The organism is uncultured Campylobacter sp., from assembly GCF_938002845.1.
Classification (GTDB): Bacteria; Campylobacterota; Campylobacteria; order Campylobacterales; family Campylobacteraceae; genus Campylobacter_B.
In genome coordinates this window covers 1-18523 of the sequence record NZ_CALKZP010000047.1, presented here as the reverse complement: position 1 = coordinate 18523, position 18523 = coordinate 1, and the positions used below count along the sequence as shown (strand labels likewise).

Annotated in this window: 13 protein-coding genes and 1 pseudogene; 12 read left to right on the top strand and 2 right to left on the bottom strand. The window is 49.9% G+C overall.

All coding sequences use genetic code 11. The annotated features are described in order from the left end of the window. Positions 1 to 16: 16 nt before the first annotated feature. The 3 genes from murJ to Q0224_RS06870 all read left to right on the top strand — a co-directional run bounded on the left by murJ (position 17) and on the right by Q0224_RS06870 (position 5619). Positions 17 to 1414: a murein biosynthesis integral membrane protein MurJ gene (gene murJ, locus Q0224_RS06880; protein WP_297950106.1), complete on the top strand. Its 1398-nt coding sequence runs from the start codon at positions 17 to 19 to the stop codon at positions 1412 to 1414. Further along, the gene (cysS, locus tag Q0224_RS06875) at positions 1401 to 2831 is read left to right on the top strand and encodes a cysteine--tRNA ligase (RefSeq protein ID WP_297950104.1); all 1431 of its coding nucleotides are present in this window, start codon (positions 1401 to 1403) and stop codon (positions 2829 to 2831) included. The genes murJ and cysS overlap by 14 nt, the downstream gene beginning before the upstream one ends. A gap of 1066 nt (positions 2832 to 3897) precedes the next feature. Continuing rightward, positions 3898 to 5619: an ABC transporter ATP-binding protein gene (locus tag Q0224_RS06870; protein ID WP_297950102.1), complete on the top strand. Its 1722-nt coding sequence runs from the start codon at positions 3898 to 3900 to the stop codon at positions 5617 to 5619. 342 nt (positions 5620 to 5961) lie between these two features. Here Q0224_RS06870 and Q0224_RS06865 read toward each other — a convergent pair whose 3' ends face one another. Next, positions 5962 to 6555: a hypothetical protein gene (locus Q0224_RS06865; protein ID WP_297950100.1), complete on the bottom strand. Its 594-nt coding sequence runs from the start codon at positions 6553 to 6555 to the stop codon at positions 5962 to 5964. 101 nt (positions 6556 to 6656) lie between these two features. Here Q0224_RS06865 and Q0224_RS06860 point away from each other — a divergent pair, with 101 nt between their 5' ends. After that, a complete protein-coding gene (locus tag Q0224_RS06860) occupies positions 6657 to 7808 on the top strand; it encodes an MFS transporter (protein ID WP_297950099.1) in 1152 nt (383 codons plus the stop codon). Between the two features lie 11 nt (positions 7809 to 7819). Here the strand turns inward: Q0224_RS06860 and Q0224_RS06855 are convergent, their stop codons facing one another. Next, on the bottom strand, positions 7820 to 9010 hold the full coding sequence (locus Q0224_RS06855; protein WP_297950097.1) for an MFS transporter: 1191 nt from the start codon (positions 9008 to 9010) through the stop codon (positions 7820 to 7822). A gap of 118 nt (positions 9011 to 9128) precedes the next feature. Between Q0224_RS06855 and Q0224_RS06850 the strand changes: the two genes are divergently transcribed. The 8 genes and pseudogenes from Q0224_RS06850 to Q0224_RS06815 form a co-directional block, all read left to right on the top strand. Then, a complete protein-coding gene (locus tag Q0224_RS06850) occupies positions 9129 to 10049 on the top strand; it encodes a stomatin-like protein (protein WP_297950095.1) in 921 nt (306 codons plus the stop codon). Beyond that, the gene (locus Q0224_RS06845; RefSeq protein WP_297950093.1) at positions 10046 to 10618 is read left to right on the top strand and encodes an NfeD family protein; all 573 of its coding nucleotides are present in this window, start codon (positions 10046 to 10048) and stop codon (positions 10616 to 10618) included. The genes Q0224_RS06850 and Q0224_RS06845 overlap by 4 nt, the downstream gene beginning before the upstream one ends. A gap of 1 nt (position 10619) precedes the next feature. Next, on the top strand, positions 10620 to 10970 hold the full coding sequence (locus Q0224_RS06840; RefSeq protein ID WP_297950090.1) for a nucleotidyltransferase family protein: 351 nt from the start codon (positions 10620 to 10622) through the stop codon (positions 10968 to 10970). After that, positions 10963 to 11337 (top strand): HepT-like ribonuclease domain-containing protein, encoded by a 375-nt coding sequence (locus Q0224_RS06835; protein WP_297950088.1) that lies wholly within the window; start codon positions 10963 to 10965, stop codon positions 11335 to 11337. The genes Q0224_RS06840 and Q0224_RS06835 overlap by 8 nt, the downstream gene beginning before the upstream one ends. Before the next feature lie 2 nt (positions 11338 to 11339). Then, positions 11340 to 12389, top strand: a complete 1050-nt coding sequence (locus tag Q0224_RS06830; RefSeq protein ID WP_297950086.1) for a dehypoxanthine futalosine cyclase — start codon at positions 11340 to 11342, stop codon at positions 12387 to 12389. Between the two features lie 684 nt (positions 12390 to 13073). Beyond that, positions 13074 to 14333, top strand: coding sequence for a pitrilysin family protein (locus Q0224_RS06825; RefSeq protein ID WP_297950084.1), 1260 nt, complete (start codon positions 13074 to 13076; stop codon positions 14331 to 14333). A gap of 877 nt (positions 14334 to 15210) precedes the next feature. Next, positions 15211 to 18000: an ATP-dependent DNA helicase RecG gene (gene recG / locus Q0224_RS10985; RefSeq protein ID WP_366939506.1), complete on the top strand. Its 2790-nt coding sequence runs from the start codon at positions 15211 to 15213 to the stop codon at positions 17998 to 18000. A 213-nt stretch (positions 18001 to 18213) separates the two neighbouring features. Further along, positions 18214 to 18523, top strand: a pseudogene (locus Q0224_RS06815) (hypothetical protein); the annotation flags it as partial.

Sequence of the window (18523 nt, the reverse complement as noted above, 5' to 3'; positions counted from 1 at the left end):
AATTTAATGGAGATTTATGCTCAGAGGCTTTTTTACAAATAGCGCAGGCACGCTGGTTTCGCGAGTTTTGGGTTTCGTGCGCGACCTGCTTACCGCATCGGTTTTGGGCGCAGGGATTTACAGCGATCTGTTTTTCGTAGCGTTTAAACTACCCAATCTTTTTCGTAGACTATTCGGCGAGGGAGCCTTTACGCAGGCGTTTTTGCCAAGCTTTACCGCCGCGCGCAAAAAAGGAATTTTTGCCGCAGCGGTGCTTATTAAATTTAGTATTTTCATCGCGCTTCTAACGGCGCTCGTGCTGCTTGCTGCGCCCGTTTTTACTAAAGTTTTGGCATACGGATTTAGCGCCGAGCAGATCGGTCTTGCCGTGCCATACGTGCGGATAAATTTTTTCTACCTCACATTTATCTTCGTCGTTACGCTCTTTGCCTCGCTGCTTCAGTATCGCGACCACTTCGCTACGACGGCGTTTTCGACCGCGCTTTTAAATTTAGCGATGATCGCGGCGCTTCTACTGGCTCGCGGCAAGGACGGTGCCACGGCGGTGCTTTATCTTAGCTTCGGCGTCGTAGCGGGCGGACTTTTGCAGCTTGCGGTGCATATTTATGCGCTGAAGTTTACCGGTATGCTGCGCGTCTTAGCCGGTGGCTTTGCGCAGCTTGCACGAGGCGATAAACCGCAGACGCAGGGCTTTTATAAAAATTTTTTCGCAGGCGTGCTCGGTGCTTCGGCGCTTCAGCTAAGCTCGTTTATAGATACCTTTTTTGCGAGCTTCCTTGCTAGCGGCAGTATCAGCTATCTTTATTACGCCAACCGCATATTTCAGCTGCCGCTCGCGCTTTTTGCGATCGCGCTTAGCACGGCGATCTTTCCGCGCATGAGCAAATTCGTAAAAGCTCACGACGACGCGCAGGCTCTGGCGCTCGTGGAGCGCGGATTTTACTTCCTTTTAGCGCTGCTCGGGCTCTCTGCGATAGGCGGCGTGATGCTGCGAAACGAGATCACACAGCTGCTATTTGAGCGCGGAGAATTTACCCGTCAAAATTCCATCGAATGCGCCGCGGTTCTTGGCGCATATATGGTAGGGCTCGTGCCGTTCGGGCTATCCAGGATTTTTTCGCACTGGCTGTATGCGAATATGAAGCAGAAGCTAAGCGCGAAAATTTCGATCTGGTGCGTCTTTATAAACGTCGCTTTGTGCGCGCTGTTTTTTAAACCCTTCGGAGCCGTGGGGCTTGCGTTTGCAAGCACGATAACGGGAGCGTTTCTGTTCGGCTTCAACCTCTATTTTTTTGGATTTAATAACTTTTTGGCTATAATCCGCGTAAAAAAAATTATTGCGATCGCGGCGCTTTGTGCGGGCGAAGCGGCGATTTTATACATTTTAAAAGGCTTGTATTATGGTAATTTATGATAGTTTGAGTAAAAAGAAGCTCCCTTTTAAGCCCATTAGCGAGGGGCTAGCGCGCATTTACGCCTGCGGCCCGACCGTTTATGACGACGCGCATTTAGGGCACGCAAAAAGCGCCGTGAGCTTCGATCTGCTGCGCCGCGTATTGCAAGCGGAGGGCTATGAGGTAAAATTTGCGCGAAATTTCACCGACATCGACGATAAAATTTTAAAAAAGATGGCGGAAACCGGCAAGAGTCTGGGGGAGATCACGGAGCTTTACACCCGCAGATATTTGCAGGATATGAGCGCGCTAAACGTCGCGGACGCGAGCATTTCGCCCAAGGCGACCGAAAATATCGCCGCGATCTGCGAGCTCATATCCTCGCTTCTTCAAAAAGGCTTTGCCTACGAGATCGCCGGTGACGGCATCTACTTCGACACGCGCAAGGACGGAGATTATCTAAGCCTTAGCGGCAAAAAAGAGGGTGCCGGCAAAAACATCGCCCGCGTCGCCTCAAACGATGCCAAGCACGACGAGAAGGACTTCGTGCTGTGGAAATTTGACGAGAATTGGTTTGATAGCCCGTTTGGCAAAGGGCGCCCAGGCTGGCACAGCGAGTGCGTCGCGATGATTTTGGCGCACCTTGATAGCGGCGATCCGAAATTTTGCATAGACATTCACGCAGGCGGCGCCGATCTGCTCTTCCCGCATCACGAAAACGAAGCCGCGCAGTGCCGCTGCGCCCGCCATAGAGCGCTAAGCAAATACTGGCTTCACAATGGCTTCGTGCAAGTAAATAACGAAAAGATGAGCAAGAGCCTGGGCAACTCGTTTTTCGTAAAAGACGCCCTAAAAATCGCACCGGGCGAGGCGCTGAGATTTTATCTCTTAAGCTCGCATTACAGGGCAAATTTTAATTATTCGGTGACCGATCTGCTTGCGAGCAAAAAGAGGCTAGATAAAATTTACCGCCTTAAAAAGCGCGTGCGTGACGTTTTAGCTCCCGCTGCAGGGCAAAATTCCACGTCCGAGCTACCTGCTGCGGAGGCTAAATTTAGATCGGAGATGATGGAGTTTTTAAGCGACGATCTCAACACCTCAGGCGCGCTCGCGGTGCTAGGTAACTTCGTAGCAAGCGCGAATGAAGCGCTAGATCGCGCGCCAAAAGACAAGGCGCTAAAGGCTCGAATCGCTGCAAATTTGGAGTTTGCGAAGCAGACGCTCGGAATTTTATACGAGGATGAGACCGAATACTTTCGCTTCGGCGTGAGCGAGCAGCAAAGAGCGCAGATCGAGGAGCTGATAGAACAGCGCGCGCAGGCGAAGGCGGAAAAGAATTTTGCGAGCGCAGATGCTATCAGAGCGCGTCTTACGGATATGAAAATCGAAGTTATGGATACGCCTGGCGGCACCGTTTGGGAGGTCGCAGCAGAGTAAAACGTAAAATTTAACGCAAAATTTTACGTTAAATTTTATGATTTTACGATACAAAACGTAAATCAGGACGCTAATCCGCGCGAAAATTTTAGCGTGATTTTTATCTAAAGCATTGCTATACCGCGGCGTGATTTTATTTAGCGATACAGTGCAGGAGCGAGCGGCGACAGAAGCGCGAGGCGGATCGCTATTTTCATTCGTCGGCGCAGCTGATACGGCGGCGCGATATAGCCGTGGCAAAATGGAGTAACGCTACGGCTCGTCTGCGCGTATTTACCGCGTTTTATCGGCAATGGACGATACGGCGGCGCGATATAGCGCGGTACAGCGGTAGCACTACGGATCGTCTGTGCGTAAATTTCAGTGCGATTTTATGGCAATTGGCGATGCAAAGTTGCGATGCAGCGCAGTGAAAGCAGCGCTGCGGCAGCCTGTGCGTAAATTTTAACGCGACTAGGTGCAGTGGAACATGCTGTGGTAACGTGCAAATTTTGGCGCGATTTTTATTCGGCGATATTCGTGGGTGCACACAGCAACGAAAGTCACGATTTCATTCGGTAATGTTGCTGATATAGTGGCGAATGCGCAAGGCAGGTCGCGATTTTATAGTTAGTGCGGTGGTGCAAAAGAGCAATGCAGCGCGACGATGCGAAGTCGCGATAAACGCGATGTTATATTATGATACGGCATTTGTGAGCGCTTTATGGGCACCTTAAAGAGCTCAATGTTTTAAAAATGGCTTTCGAAAGCGAAAGATCGCGATAAATAAAAACTCGCTCGCTTTAAGCGCTTAACGCTTTAAAAGCGGCAAACAAAAAAGCTAAATCTCGGCGTCGTTCGCACGATCGCCGCATGCAAGCAGCAGATTTAGCGAGCTTGCGAAGTGCAAATAGGTCTTGCGCTACCTCGTAAATTTCGCGCCACCTCGCAGCCGAAATTCTGAAATTTTAAGGAATTTTAAAATTTCAGAATTTTTGAGATTTTAAATTTTAAAATTTCAAGAATTTTGAAATTTCATAAATTTTAGGATTTTAAATTTTAAAAATTTTATAAAAAAGGATTGCATTTGAACGGCTTTAAAACTTTACTATCGCGCTTTAAGCCCTATTTTAGGGATTACAAGCCGCAGTTTGCATTGGCGATTTTGGGTATGGTGATGACGAGCGTGGCGACTGCTGCGAGCGCGAAGCTGGTCGAGCCCGTTTTAAATAAAATTTTCGTCGAAAAAAACGAGCCGTATCTCTACACGCTTCCGATCGCGATCATCGTGGTTTTCGCGATGAAAAGCGGCGGCGCATTTATGCAAAACTACTTCACCGCCTTCATCGGTCAAGACACGGTGCGCCGCTTCCGTGATAGGCTCGTCGCAAGCCTCGTGCGGCTGGACGTGGATTTTTTCAACCGCTTCCGCACGGGCGAGCTCATCAGCCGCACGATCAACGACATCGAGCGTATCCGCGTCGTGGTTTCGAATATGATCCCCGATTTTTTCACGCAAATCATTACGATTTTGGGGCTTTTAGGCGTCGTGATCTATCAGAGCCCAAAGCTTTCGTTTTTCGCGCTCGTGGTCTTTCCGTGCGCGATATATCCGCTCTCACGCCTTGCAAAGCGGATGAAAAAAATTTCGCGCGAGTCTCAAGAGAAAACATCCGATATCTCCTCGGCGCTTAGTCAAATTTACTCCAACATCGAAATCGTTAAAGCAAGCAACGCCGAGAGCTTTGAAGTGGAGAAATTTAACGCCGAAAACAGGAAATTTTTCGGTCTAAATTTAAAGGCGGTCATAACGACGTGTCTGGTAAGCCCGATCATGGAGATGCTAGGCGCAGTGGGCATCGCCGTGGTGATCATCGTCGGAGGACAGGAGGTCATCGCGGGCCAGATGAGTATCGGCAGCTTTTTCAGCTTCCTTACGGCGCTTTTTATGGTCTACACCCCGATAAAAAAGGTCTCATCGCTCTACAACAACATGCAAGACGCCATCGCAGCGAGCGAGCGGACGTTTGAGCTCATAGATTTGGAGCCTACGATCGTCGGAGGCGGAAAGCAGATGGGCGAGATCGGCTCGGTGAGCTTTTGCGACGTGTCGCTAAACTACGGCGACAAGGCGGCGCTGAAAGATATAAGCTTCAGCGTCAAAAAGGGCGAAATTTTAGCGCTCGTCGGAAACAGCGGCGGCGGCAAAAGCTCGGTCGTGAACCTTCTGATGCGCTTTTACGACGCAAGCAGCGGTAAAATTTTATTCAACGGCAACGACGAGATCGGCGAGTTTAGCATCCCTAGCCTGCGCGAAAACATCGGCCTCGTAAGCCAGCGCGTCTATATTTTCAACGACACGATCGCGCAAAACGTAAGCTACGGCGCGGAATTTAACGAGCAGCGCGTCATAGAAGCGCTCAAGCTAGCCAACGCCTATGAGTTCGTAAGCTCGATGAAGGATGGAATTTACACCGTGCTTAGCGAGTTCGGCGCAAATCTTAGCGGCGGGCAGCGCCAGCGTATCGCCATCGCGCGCGCGCTGTATAAAGACCCGCAAATTTTAATATTCGACGAGGCGACTTCGGCGCTGGATAACGCAAGCGAAAAGGAGATCTCAAACGTCATCGAAAAGATCAAACAAAGCAAAATCGTCTTTGTAATCGCTCACCGCCTCTCCACGATCGAGCGCGCCGATAATATCGCCGTGATGAAAAACGGCCGCATCCTCGCTATCGGCACCGACGCGAAGCTAACTGGCGAGTGCGAGGAGTATCGCAGCCTAAAGGGGATCATGCAAAACGGCTAGAGCTTTAAAATTTTGCCCCTTTTACGCCCCGGTTTTACGCCCCGGTTTTGCTCTATGAAATTTTAAAATTTTATCTTTGAAGCAAGTCGCATAAATTTATCCGCAAAGATTGAAATTTTGCCTTGAAATTTAGCCGCGCGGATCGCCGCTTCGGCTGCAGTGCTTTTTAATAAAGCTCATCTCTTTGATGCGACGAGGCACGACTACTAGAGCTTTAACGTTTGGATTAAAATTTTATCTTAAAATTTCAGCGCTTCGTTACGAGCCGCCTCTAAATTTAAACGCTCGCGCCGTTTTAAAACCGCTGCGGTAAAATTTTATCGCACACTGGGCTTTTCGGCGCTACCTGCACTTGATCTTAGGCATCTGCGGTAAAATTTTAGCTTTATTTTCCTTTATAAATTTTCGCATCTTTTTAAAATCCCTATCCGAATCGAAATTTTTCGCGTATTGCACAAGTACAAGTCCGCAGCTTTGCATATCTGCAACCATTAGATCGACTTCATATTTATTGAAATTAGGATCTCCGGGGGCGGGCGGATTGAGGAGTACTATTATAGCTTGCGTATGGTTGGTCTTTAAAATGCCGAAGGAACGTCGATCCTCTTGTTTTTTTCCCGCATTGGCCTCTTCGATCGCTTGATATATCCCATACGCATACTCATCGATATTTTTTACGTCGTTGAAATATGATATAGATACGAGCTTACTCCAGCCAAATCCTTCCTCACCGTTTAAAAAATAATATGCCGCCGCAAGATTTTTATACTTTCTGGTAAAAGTTTCTCCATCTATCTTAATGCTATACGGTAACTCTATCGCGCTATATGCTTCCTTTACCTTGGGATCCTCCAATATATATACCTTGCCTCGAAACGCCGCGCATCCGCCAAATATCGCCGCCAGTAAAAATGCGGTTAAAATTTTTAATCTCATACCCGCTCCTTCAAAATTTTTTCAAATATTTTGCTATAAAAACCGAGCTTTAATCAATAAAAGGCTACAATAACGCCAAATTTAATTCCAAGGGAAAGTCATTGTTTGAATCTATGCGCGCAGCACGCTCGCTAAGCCCCCTATTTCTGGGGATTTTCTTTATGTTTATCGGCGACGCGCTAGTCATCGCAAGCGCGGGCATCATGCTAAAAGAATCCGGCCACAGCGAGCTTGAGATCGGAGCGATTTCGGCGTTTTTCTTTTTAGGTGCGATCTTTAGCGGCTTTTTCGTGCCTTCGATAATCGGCGCGCTCTCGTACGTGCGGGCATACGCTGTCTTTACGGCGCTTTTCGGAATTGCTGCAATGCTGCACGATCTAGGTTCAAACCTCGTGTATTGGGCGATTTTGCGCTTTATTTTAGGCTTTTGCTACTACGCGCTTTTGATGATAATCGAAAGCTGGATCAACTCAAAGATCACAAACTCCATCCGCTCCCGCGTGCTGGCGATCTACGAAGCGGTTTTTTACGGCGCGTTTGCGATAGGAGTTATAATTTTGGCGCTAAATTTCGGAACGATGAAGGTCTTCGTGCTAAGCGCATTTTTCATCATCCTAGCACTACTGCCGGTAAATTTAATCCGCTTCAACCCTCCCAGAGTTCCCGCTCGCATGCGCATCTCGATGCCGCAAATTTCGATCGTGCCGCCGCTTGCATTTGCGACGGTGGTTTGCGCGGGCATTTTGATTAACGGCTTTTTTTCGATGGCGAGCGTTTTCGTGCTAAGCGCAGGGCTTGGAGTGGGCTCGGTGGGCGCATTTATGGGATCGGCGATGGCAGGAGGCTTCTTAGCGCAGCTCGTCTGTGGCACTATTTCAGATAAGTTTGGTCGCAAACGCGCCATAATGATAGTTTGCGTCGTGGGCCTTACTTCCTGCGCAGCGCTATTTTTTGCTAAAAGCTTCATCCTAACGTGCGCACTTGCGTTGATGTTGGGATTTGGCGCCTTTCCTTTGTATTCGCTCGCCATCGCGCGCGCAAACGACTCCATCACCGGCGAGGGTGCATCTCGCGTGCAAATTTCGGCGGCGATGCTTTTTATCTATTCGAGCGCGTCGCTCTGCTCGCCTTTGATCATCGGCGCGATGATGAAATTCTTAGGCGCAAACGGCTTTATCTGGGTATTTTTCGCGGCGATGAGCTTTTTATTTATATTTGCTATCTTCCGCCCCGAGATTGCGCCGAAAAGATAACGGGCCTGATTTTAAATTTTTTCGTAGATCAAAAATTTATAATAAAACGCCGCGATTGCGAACATAAAGCCCATGTCGAAGGTGATTTGCGAAAGCGAAAATCCAAGCTCGAAAAAAAATCCGATCGCAGCCGACACGAGCGTCGCGACGATGAAATACGCCATATCGTTGTAAGCGATGACGCGCCCAAAAAACTCCCTATCGACGTGGCTTTGCAGCTGCGTAAAAGAATACGACCACACCGTCGTGATGAAAAATCCCGCCGCGATCATGCCCGCAAACGAAAGCCAGTAGTTAAACTCTAGCACCGCCCACAGCCCGATGCCCGCAAACTGCCCCAGCAATAGCCAAAAAAACGTATGTTTATTCACGATCTTGCTTAGCCATATCTGTCCGAAAAACGCAGCCGCCGAGCGCGACATATTCATAAGCCCGATGACTAGCGATGCGCTTAAAATTTCTTTGTATTTGTACTTCGCAAGAAGCGCGATGAGATTGTCGTAGGTGGTGACGGCGACGAAGGCGTGAAGGACGATGAGATGCACCACCAAAGGGTGCGAGCGCAGGTAAGAAAAGCCCTCCTTTAGCATCTTAAACACGGGCTCTCGCGCGTTTCTTGCAAGGTCTTTAAAATTTAGCCGCAGCAGGATGAAAAACGAAAAAACGTATAAGCAAAAATCCAAAATAAACGCCGCTCGCACGCCGAAATAGTGGATAAAAACGCCTGCACTCGCCATGCCGAAAGTATATGTGATCGTCCAAATAATGCCCGTCATCTCGTTAGCAAGCTTTAAATAGGGGCGGCTTAAAAATTTCGGCAGCGTGGAGGATTCGGTCTGAAAAAACAGCGTGCCTGCGACGCTGCGCACGACCACGATCAAAAGCAGCAGCCACAAATAATCCAAACTATCGATAAAAATCAGCATGAAAATACTGATCATCTCGGTTATAAACATCGCCGTCATCAGCGGCTTTGGTTGAAATTTATCCACGATGATACCGTTAATGGGCGCTAAAAAAACATTCGGCACGAACGAAACGACGCCCACCGCCGTAATCGCCCATACCGGCGCGCCAAGTTCAATCAGCAGCGTAGCGACCCCGACGACCGAAAACCACAAGCCAAACATACATATAAAACCCGCCGAAAAGAGTAGTCGGTAGTTGCGCGAATGGCGAAGCAGCACGATGTATCTGATCATAAAATTTTATCCCGTAAATTTAATATAAAAAATCTAGCGAAATTGTATCACGGCGCGCCTTAAAAGCCAAAATAAGCTAAAAATGCTATAATTGCGAAATTTTAATTCAGGAGTGAAAATGGAAGGGTTCGTAACTACGGTAATAGTATTTTGCGTCCTCATCGCGGCAATTCTAAAGATGGGGGTCAAGATCGTCTCTCAATCGGAAATTTTAATCATCGAGCGGCTGGGTCGCTTTCACAAGGTGCTCGACGGCGGCTTTCACATCATCGTGCCGTTTTTTGACGCGGTACGCGCGAAGATGAGCGTGCGCGAGCAGCTGGTGGACATCAGCAAGCAGCAAGTCATCACCAAAGATAACGTCAACATAAGCGTCGACGGTATCGTGTTTTTAAAAGTCATCGACGGCAAGATGGCGCTTTACAACGTCGAGGATTATCGCCGCGCGATTTCAAATTTAGCGATGACGACGCTACGTAGCGCGATCGGCGAGATGAGCTTAGACAGCACACTTAGCTCGCGCGATCAGCTAAATTCCAAGCTACAAATCGCTCTGGGCGACGCCGCGGATAACTGGGGCGTAAAGATCATGCGCGTGGAGATTTCCGAAATTTCGGTACCGCACGGCATCGAAGAGGCGATGAATATGCAGATGAAAGCTGAGCGCAAAAAGCGCGCGATCGAGCTTAAAGCTGAGGCCGAAAAAGCGGCTCTCATCCGAAACGCCGAAGCGCTAAAGCAGGAGAAGGTGCTCGAAGCCGAGGCGATCGAGCGTATGGCGGATGCGAAAAAATACGAGCAGATCGCGCTCGCGCAAGGTCAAAAAGACGCGATGGATAGCATAAATTTAGCGATGAGCGCTTCTAGTTTTGCGGCGGAATACCTGCTCGCGCAGGGTCGCGTAAACGCCTTCAGCGAGCTGTCCAAAAACCCGAGCAAGGATAAAATTTTGATCCCTTACGAAACGAGCGAGCTTATCGGCTCTCTTAGCGTGCTTAAAGAATTCCTCGGCAAAAACGGCGCAAAGGATGCTAAATGAACGCGCTGATTTTTATCATAATCGGCGTGATTTTGGCGATCGTCGAGCTTTTGGTGATGGATTTTACCTTTATATTTTTCAGCGCCGGATTTTTCATCACGGGGCTTTTGAGCTTCGGTTTTCATCTTGATTGGGACGTGCAAATTCTGCTTTCATTCGTGCTTTCGTTCGTACTTCTGATCGCACTTAAAAGACCGCTAAAATCGCGCTTTTTCAAACCGGAAGAGAAGCATGAGGATAACTTTTTAGACGAGAGCGGCACCGGCACCGTCAAAAACGGTATGGTCTATTTCAAAGGCACGTTTTGGAAAAGCGATGAAATTTCAAATCTTAACGAGGGCGACCGCGTCGAAATTTTAGGCGTAAAAAACGGCCAGATCGTGGTTAAAAAAGATAACAGTCGAAATTCTAGCGGCGCAGGCGACGTAAATTTAAATGACGGCGATGCAAATTTAGGCGGCGCGGACAGCACGAGTGCCGACGATAAAAATTCTAACGCCGACACGAGCAAAGACGCGCGGAGCTCTGGCGCTAAAGAAGAAGCGCCCGAAGATCCGAAAGAGGCGTAGAGTGAGCGCTAAAACCGCACCGAAAAAAGCGATAAACAGCAAAGATGAAATTTTAAAATTTTTATCGTCACAGAAAAAGAGGCTTTTTGCAGTTGGCGTTACCGAGCTAGGGCTTTTCGGCAGCTACGCCAAAGATAGCGCCGACGCGTTTTCGGACATCGACATCGCGATCGAAACCGATGGGGCAAAAATGGTAGAAAATTTAGGAAACCCATTTTCAGCGCTGGTTTTTTTAGACGATTTTAAAAAAAAGCTATCCAGTAAATTTAATGCAAATGTCGATCTGTGCGATACTACCTCTTTAAGTCGCGAAGAAAAAACAAAGCTGCTGCAAGGAGCGATTTATGTTTGAAAGATCAAGCGTCGAGCGATTAAAAAAGATATCTGATAAAATTTCATCCATCCTAAAAAAATGCGAGGGCGGCGTAGCGCAGGCTCTTGCCGACGAGGACGTTTTGCAGCCTGCGATAATGATGCAGTTCATCAATATCCACGCCCTGCTAAAAGGGCTGCAAGAAAGCAACGATTTGCAGGCTTTGGCGATCTTTAGCAAAGATGAAATAAGAGCTATCAACGCCACGAGAAATATTGCTTCGCACGAATACGAACGGCTAAATTTTGAGCTGATAGAGATAGCCATCAAGGACTATCTGCCGACGCTAAATCAAAAAATCATAGACGCACTAAAGCCGTATCGCAAAGGCAAATCGGAAGGATAAATTTGAAAAGACTAAGTATAGATGAAGCCCTAAATTTAATTGAACACGCCGATCTAAACGAGCTTGGGCGCGCGGCATTTGCGCGCAAGCGCGAGTTGCACCCGGAGCGCGTCACGACCTTCATCATCGATCGAAACATAAACTACACCAACGCCTGCATGGTGGATTGTAAATTTTGCGCATTTTACCGCCACGCAAGCGACGCGGATGCCTATGTGCTGAGCTTTGAGCAGATCAGCGAAAAGATCGAGGAGCTCATCGCCGTGGGCGGTACACAAATTTTATTTCAAGGCGGCGTCCATCCGAAACTGAAAATCGAATGGTACGAGGATCTGGTGGAGTTCATCCACAAAAAGTACCCGAGCATCACGATCCACGGCTTCTCGGCGATCGAGATCGATTATATCGCGCGTCTTAGCGGCATCAGCACGCTTGAAGTACTTCGCAGGCTGCAAGGTAAGGGGCTCTACTCGATGCCTGGAGCTGGAGCTGAAATTTTAAGCGACCGCGTGCGAGAGCTAGTAGCGCCGCGCAAAAGCGACAGCGCCACGTGGCTTAGAGTGCACGAGGAGGCGCACGGCATCGGCATGAAAACGACCGCCACGATGATGTTCGGCACGCTTGAAAGCACGCGCGAGATCGTAGAGCACTGGGATAAAATCCGCGAGCTGCAAGACCGCACGGGCGGCTTTCGAGCGTTCATTTTATGGAGCTTTCAGGGACAAAACACCCGCCTTTTGCGCGAGCATCCCGAGATCAAAAAGCAAAGCCCGAACCGCTACCTGCGCCTGCTCGCCGTCTCGCGGCTATTTTTGGATAATTTCAAAAACATCCAAAGCAGCTGGGTTACGCAGGGCAGCTACATTGGGCAGCTGGCACTGAAATTCGGCGCGAACGATCTTGGAAGTACGATGATGGAGGAAAACGTCGTAAAGGCGGCGGGCGCGAGCTTTCGGATGAGCAAGGACGAGATGATAGCGCTGATCCGCGACGTGAACGAAATACCCGCCAAGCGCAACACCAACTACGATATTTTGGAGACTTACGCTTAGGGCGTGAGCTTTTGCGTGTTTGCGGCGGGAATTTTGTTCGCTTGCGGCTAGAATTTAGCGGTAGAATTTTATCTTAAAACAGATGGCGAATTTTTGCGATCGCGAGCGTGGAATTTTGCAACGGAATTTAAAATTTTGATATCGGTATGGATTTAAATTTACAGGCGCAAGCGGAATTTGCACGGTAAAATTTCATTTCGCTATGGAATTTCGCCTTAAAATTTTTTGGACGCGAAATTTCACGCCGCAAGATCAATGCGGCGAAGACGGCGCACAGAAGGCATCTCGTGAATGCTCTTGCCGCGTTTGCGGCGACAAAACATACTGTGGCGATTCGATACGCCGCAGAGCTGTGTGGTGTTTGAGCAGCAATACGCCCCGTTTAGGCGTTAGCGAATACATTTCGCCTCGTAACTAGAATGCGTTGCGGCGGGAAGCCGTTTAGGGCGCTGAAATTTTACAAAACGTGCGGCGCGATTAAATTTTAAAATTTTAAGCAGGACGGGCAAAACTGCCCTAGCGCGAAATTTTAGAAGCGAGTTTGAACTAAATTTTGAAAACTTGTTTTAGCGAAATTTTAAAAGTGAGCCCCGGCGTAAATTTCAAAAGCGGCGCGGCTGCGTCAAAATTTTAAAACCGCGCCTGAAAGAACGATGAAATTTAAAAATTTTATAAAGGAAAACGATGAAAAAAAAAGAGATTTCACTTAGAACCAAAGGCGGCAAGAGCGCTAAAATCGACTTTTTGTATCAATTCGACGATTCGCTGCCGGTGGCGAGCTTCAAGTTAATTTTTAAAGCAAGCGGCGCGGTGAGCGAGAAGATAGCGGGGCTTGCGCGCATCTGCGCGGGCGTTTTGGGCGAGGGCTCAAAGACGCTAGGGGTGAGCGAATTCCACCGCAAGCTCGATATCCGCGCGGTCGAGATCAGCGCTGCGAGCAATTTTGAAACTTTCGGTATCCAGCTAAACTGCCTAAAAGAGCACTTCGATTTCGGCCTAGATATGCTACGAGAACTGCTTAGTGAGCCAAATTTAACACCCTCGGTGCTCGAAAAGCTAAAAATGCAAACCATAGGCGAGATCGCTGTGCTAAAAAGCGAGTTTGATTACATCGCGACGTGCAACCTAAAAGCGCTTCTGTATCCGCGCACGAGGCTCGCTCAGCCGCTCATAGGCGACGAGGCGAGCATAGAGCGGATCACGATGAAGGATGTGCGGGAGTTTTTCTCCTCGCTGAGTTTAGAGAATTTATACGTCGTTTTATGCGGCGACGTGAGCGATAAAAACCCGAAAATCGCGGAAATTCTAAGCCTCTTTGCAAGCGGAGAAAAGCGCGAGCTGCCTTTTTTCGTGCCGAGCGATGCGAAAAAAATAAAGATCCAAAAAGAGCAGACGCAGCAGGCATACATCTACTTCGGCGCGCCCTTTACGCTGCCAAAGGAGCAGGAGTTTATCGCAAACACCGCGCTTTTCGTGCTCGGAAGCAGCGGTTTCGGCAGCAGGCTGATGGAGCGCATCCGCGTCAAGCACGGGCTTGCGTATTCGGTCTATGCGCGCGGCGATTTCGAGCTTAGCCGCCGCGAGTTTTGGGGCTATCTGCAGACCAAAAACGAAAATTTGCAAAACGCCGCCGCGCTCGTAAAAGAGGAGATCGCGAAATTTATCGCCTCGGGCGTGAGCGAAGCGGAGCTAAAAAGCGCTAAAAAATTCCTAATCGGAAGCGCGGTGCTGCAAAAAGAGACGATGTTTAAGCGCGCGGCGATCGCGCAGAGCGAGTATTACAAAGGCTACGCATTCGGCGAGTTCGAGCGAAATTTAAAGCGCATCGAGACGCTAAAACTCGGGGCGCTCAACGATTTCATCAAGTCGCACGACGAGATCATGAACCTAAGCTTTTCCGTCATTTGCGACGAGGCCGCCGCGAAAAAGGGGCTTGAAATTTAGCCCGTCGCGGCGCGTATCCGCGATCGGCATAAATGAGTAAATTTTAAATTTATAAAGTGGCGCGGACGATATTAAGGCGCGAGCGGCGCTAAATTTTACTTTTGCGCTGCGTTTGCGGACAGCTTGTGCGTTTAAATTTAAAACCGCGCCTGCGTTGCGCTAAAATTTGCGGGGCTTTGTAGAAGCGGTTAAATTTGCGAGCCTTATAAGAGCGGCTAAATTTAAAGGCGCCGTGTACGGCTCGGTAAAATTTCAGCGCGCAAAATCAAAGCTCGATTTCGCACGCCGTCTGTAAGCCGCGCCGTGAAATTTAAAACGCGCACTCGGCTAAAGCTCGGCCTCGCGTACGTCGTTTTCCAGCCGCGCCGTGAAATTTAAAAAGGCGCGCGGTGGCGGCTGCCGTAATTGAATTTTTGCGGTTCGCAAATCGCGCCGTGAAATTTCAAGCACTCGCGCTATGTTTCAAAACCCGGTGCGCGCCGCAAAGGCATGGCTGCCAAGCAAAATACGCGCAAGGCGGGTAAAATTTATGGGCGAAGCCGGCGAGTAAATTTGCCGCAATGGGCGAAATTCCGAGCAAATTTAAGCAAGCGTTCGATGCGGCGCATAGAATTTCGATCAAATTTCGGCGAGCGATCTGCACGGCGCATAAAATTTCGTAGCGCGAGGGCTTAACCGCCTATTAAAATTTAAAGGATGAAAATTGATTTTTGAAGCAAAAGACGCGGCGACGCTGCAAAAGGCGGGCATTACGACGCTTTTGGATCTGGCGCTGCTTCTGCCCAAAAGCTTCGACGATCTAAGCGTGGGGGATGCGCCCTGCGCGGGCGAGAGCACGGCGGAGGTCGAGTGCCTCTTCCAGCACAGGCGCGGCTCGATGCTCATCGTCACGGCGCACTGCCTCAGCTGGGAGCGCGAGATCAAAATCGTCATCTTCAACGCCAAAAGCTGGCACTTCGGCGCCTTTAAGCGCGGCAAAAAATTTTTCATCCACGGCAAATGCGACGAAAGCTTCGGCTCGTGGCAGTTCGTAAACCCAAAAATCGTAAGCGAGCCGGGCAGGATCGCGCCCAAATACAAAGCCGCGCTGAGCGACGCTGCGGCGCAAAAGCTGATCAAAAAATATCTAAGCGCGTCCGCGCTTTTAGGCTGTGGGCTGCGCGCGGACGAGGCGGCGGTACTGCTTGCGCTACACGAGAGCTCGCCGCGCAGCGTGCGAATGCTAGCCGCGCTAAATAGGCAGCTCAAGGAGGGCGGCGCGGAAAATTTCGGCGAGCGCGACGACATTTCAAACAGCGACAGAATTCCGAGCGGCAGTGAAATTTTAAGAGGCGAAATTTCAAGCAGCGATAAAATTTTAAATGACGACGGAATTTTAGATAACGGCGAAATTTCAAGCTCGCAAAGCTTCGCCGCTGAAATTTTAAACGGCAGATCGCAAAATGATGAGATTTTGGGCAACGAAATTTCAAACTATCCTCAAAGCAGCGGAGCTCTTGCCTGCGAGGCAAGGCGCGGCGCGGCGAATGAAATTTTAAGCGACGGAATTCCAAATGGCGCAGAAGCCTCGCCCAGCCAAAATATCCACAGCGGAGAGGCTGTGAGCGATAAAATTTTGGACGGCGAGGAACCTCAGGCGCGCGGCGCGAAGATTTATAACGACGAAAATTTTAATATCCAAAGCGACGAGGATTTTCTTGCCGCATATGGCGCGAAGGCGCGCAGAGATGAAATTTCAGATGATTTTAAAACCGACAATAATACAGCTACAAGCGGCGATGAAATTTCGGACGACCTAGTATCCGATGTCCAAGCAGCACGACCAGCAGACACTCAAGCCGCGACCGCGCAATCCATGCTAGAGCATGTCGCGACCGAGCAGTCCATAGCCGAGCAAGCCGCACAACAAAATTTAAGTATCCAAGACGTAGATACGCAATCCACAGCAGTTCAAGCTTCAGATGTTCGAAGCGCAGATTTGCAACCCGTAGCCCCCCAAACTCAAGACGCAGGTGCGCAACCCGCATCAATCCAAACTTCAAGCCAAGTAGCGAGCGCGCAAGCCGCGACTACCCAAACTTTGAGTGCACAAGCTACGGGCGCGCAGGCTACAAGCGATCAAACCGAAAATTTTCAGACGGTAATAGCTGCACAGACCGCAACCGCAGAGCCCACGATCGCTCAGACCGCAAGCGCCGCCGAAGCTATTCAAAACGCGCTCGCCGCACCGATGAGCGCTTCGCGCGATTGTGCCACGCAACCTACGCATTATCAAACTGAAACTATCCAGACCGCAGCCGCACAAGCTACAACCGCTCAAATTGCAAGCGACGCCGGAACTGTCCATGCCGCCGAGACCGTCCGAGCCGCAGCCGTCACGCAGATGAGCGGTACTATGATTTTACGCACGCTGAAATTTGTCGAAATTCTAAACTACCTGCAAAAGCTAAGCGCGAAAAAAACGAGTTTCCCGGCGCAAATTTATCCGCTGCGCGACATCTCAGACTGGCTTGCTTCGCTTCCTTTTGAGCCTACGCGCGATCAATTAAGCGCGATAAAGGATATCGCTAGCGATCTGCAAAGCCCTATAGCGCGCCGCCGCGTCGTCATGGGCGACGTAGGCAGCGGCAAGACGCTCGTCATTCTCGCGAGCGCGGCGATGAACTATCCGCGCATCAGCTATCTGATGGCGCCTACAAGCATCTTGGCCGAGCAGATTTACGCCGAGGCGCGCCGTCTGCTGCTGCCGCAGATTAAGGTCCTGCTCGTAAAAAGCGGCGATCGCGAGCCCGATTTCGCAGGCGCGCACCTTATCATCGGCACTCACGCCCTGCTCTACCATGAGCTTGCGCCGTCAAATCTAATAATGGTCGATGAGCAGCACCGCTTCGGCTCCAACCAGCGCGAAAAGATCGCGCGCCTCACAGGGAGCGGCGAGTTTAGAGCGCATTTCATTCAGTTTAGCGCCACGCCGATACCGCGTACGCTAAGCATGATCCAATCCGAGCTCGTGAGCTTCAGCTTTTTAAAACAGCTGCCGTTTGAAAAGCAGATCAAAACCAAAATCCTGCAAAACGATGGATTTGCGGGCTTTATGCAGGATCTGCGCCGCGAGCTCGCCGCGGGCAATCAAGCGATCATCGTCTATCCGCTAGTGCAGCAAAGCGAAAGCTCGGTCTATCAAAGCCTTGAGGAGGCGGCGCCGTTTTGGAAGGCTCAGTTTGCGGACGTGATGATTACTCACGGCAGCGACAAGGACAAGGAGGAGATCCTGCGCCGCTTCCGAGACGAGGGGCGACTGCTGATAACCACGACGATCGTCGAAGTGGGCATATCGCTGCCACGGCTTAGCGTCATTTTAATCGTAGGCGCCGAGCGGATGGGGCTCGCGTCGCTTCATCAGCTGCGCGGACGCGTCGGTCGCAAAGGCCAGGCGGGGCGCTGCTACCTCTACACCAAGCTCAAATCCCCGCCGCAGCGCCTGCGCGAGTTCGCAGCGACGCTGGACGGATTCAAGGTCGCAAATATCGATCTGAAAAACCGCCAGGGAGGCGATCTGCTGGGCGGCTCGGTGCAGCACGGCGCGATGTTTGCGTGGTATGATTACGAAGAGGACATAACGGCGGCAGCAAAGCAGCGACTGAAAGACATAGGACGGGGTGCATGAAATTCTACGAGATGCGATAGAATTTAAACGTAATTTTAGTCGCGGCAAAATTTTACGAAGCGAATGCGATTATGAGGTAATGGGCGATCTGATATAAAATTTGAAATTTCACGGCGCAGATTGCATCGGATAAAATTTAGAGCTTTACCGAGCGTCGTTTGCTTTTAATTTCTAAAATTTATGCAACTTAAAGTCCAAAAAAAGGAGAACAAAATGGCTTACGTGACCTACGACAAGGCAAAATGGCACTGGGGCGCGAAAAATGCGCCGACAGATATCCCGCAGGAAAACGGCGCGACGCACATCGCGTTTTTCTTCCGCTGGTGCATGAAGCGCAAGCTCTATTCCAAGGACTTCGCGGCGGACTTTGCGGACGATATAGCGCGGATGGTCGATAGCTTTGATTACCGTCAGTATTTTTTCGACGCCATGGACGGCGTGCTAGGCAGCGACGAGCTAAACACCGCGGGCAAGGCCTTTGCGAAGGCCTACTACACCACGGACCGCACGAAATTTGCCAAAA

What these genes read in the sequence shown, in the direction of transcription:
- cysS (WP_297950104.1), top strand. Translation starts at nt 1,401, where the DNA reads ATGGTAATTTATGATAGTTTGAGTAAAAAGAAGCTCCCTTTTAAGCCC.
- Q0224_RS06825 (WP_297950084.1), top strand. Translation starts at nt 13,074, where the DNA reads ATGAAAAAAAAAGAGATTTCACTTAGAACCAAAGGCGGCAAGAGCGCT.
- Q0224_RS06850 (WP_297950095.1), top strand. Translation starts at nt 9,129, where the DNA reads ATGGAAGGGTTCGTAACTACGGTAATAGTATTTTGCGTCCTCATCGCG.
- murJ (WP_297950106.1), top strand. Translation starts at nt 17, where the DNA reads ATGCTCAGAGGCTTTTTTACAAATAGCGCAGGCACGCTGGTTTCGCGA.
- Q0224_RS06865 (WP_297950100.1), bottom strand. Translation starts at nt 6,555, where the DNA reads ATGAGATTAAAAATTTTAACCGCATTTTTACTGGCGGCGATATTTGGC.
- Q0224_RS06835 (WP_297950088.1), top strand. Translation starts at nt 10,963, where the DNA reads ATGTTTGAAAGATCAAGCGTCGAGCGATTAAAAAAGATATCTGATAAA.
- Q0224_RS06855 (WP_297950097.1), bottom strand. Translation starts at nt 9,010, where the DNA reads ATGATCAGATACATCGTGCTGCTTCGCCATTCGCGCAACTACCGACTA.
- Q0224_RS06845 (WP_297950093.1), top strand. Translation starts at nt 10,046, where the DNA reads ATGAACGCGCTGATTTTTATCATAATCGGCGTGATTTTGGCGATCGTC.
- recG (WP_366939506.1), top strand. Translation starts at nt 15,211, where the DNA reads ATGCTCATCGTCACGGCGCACTGCCTCAGCTGGGAGCGCGAGATCAAA.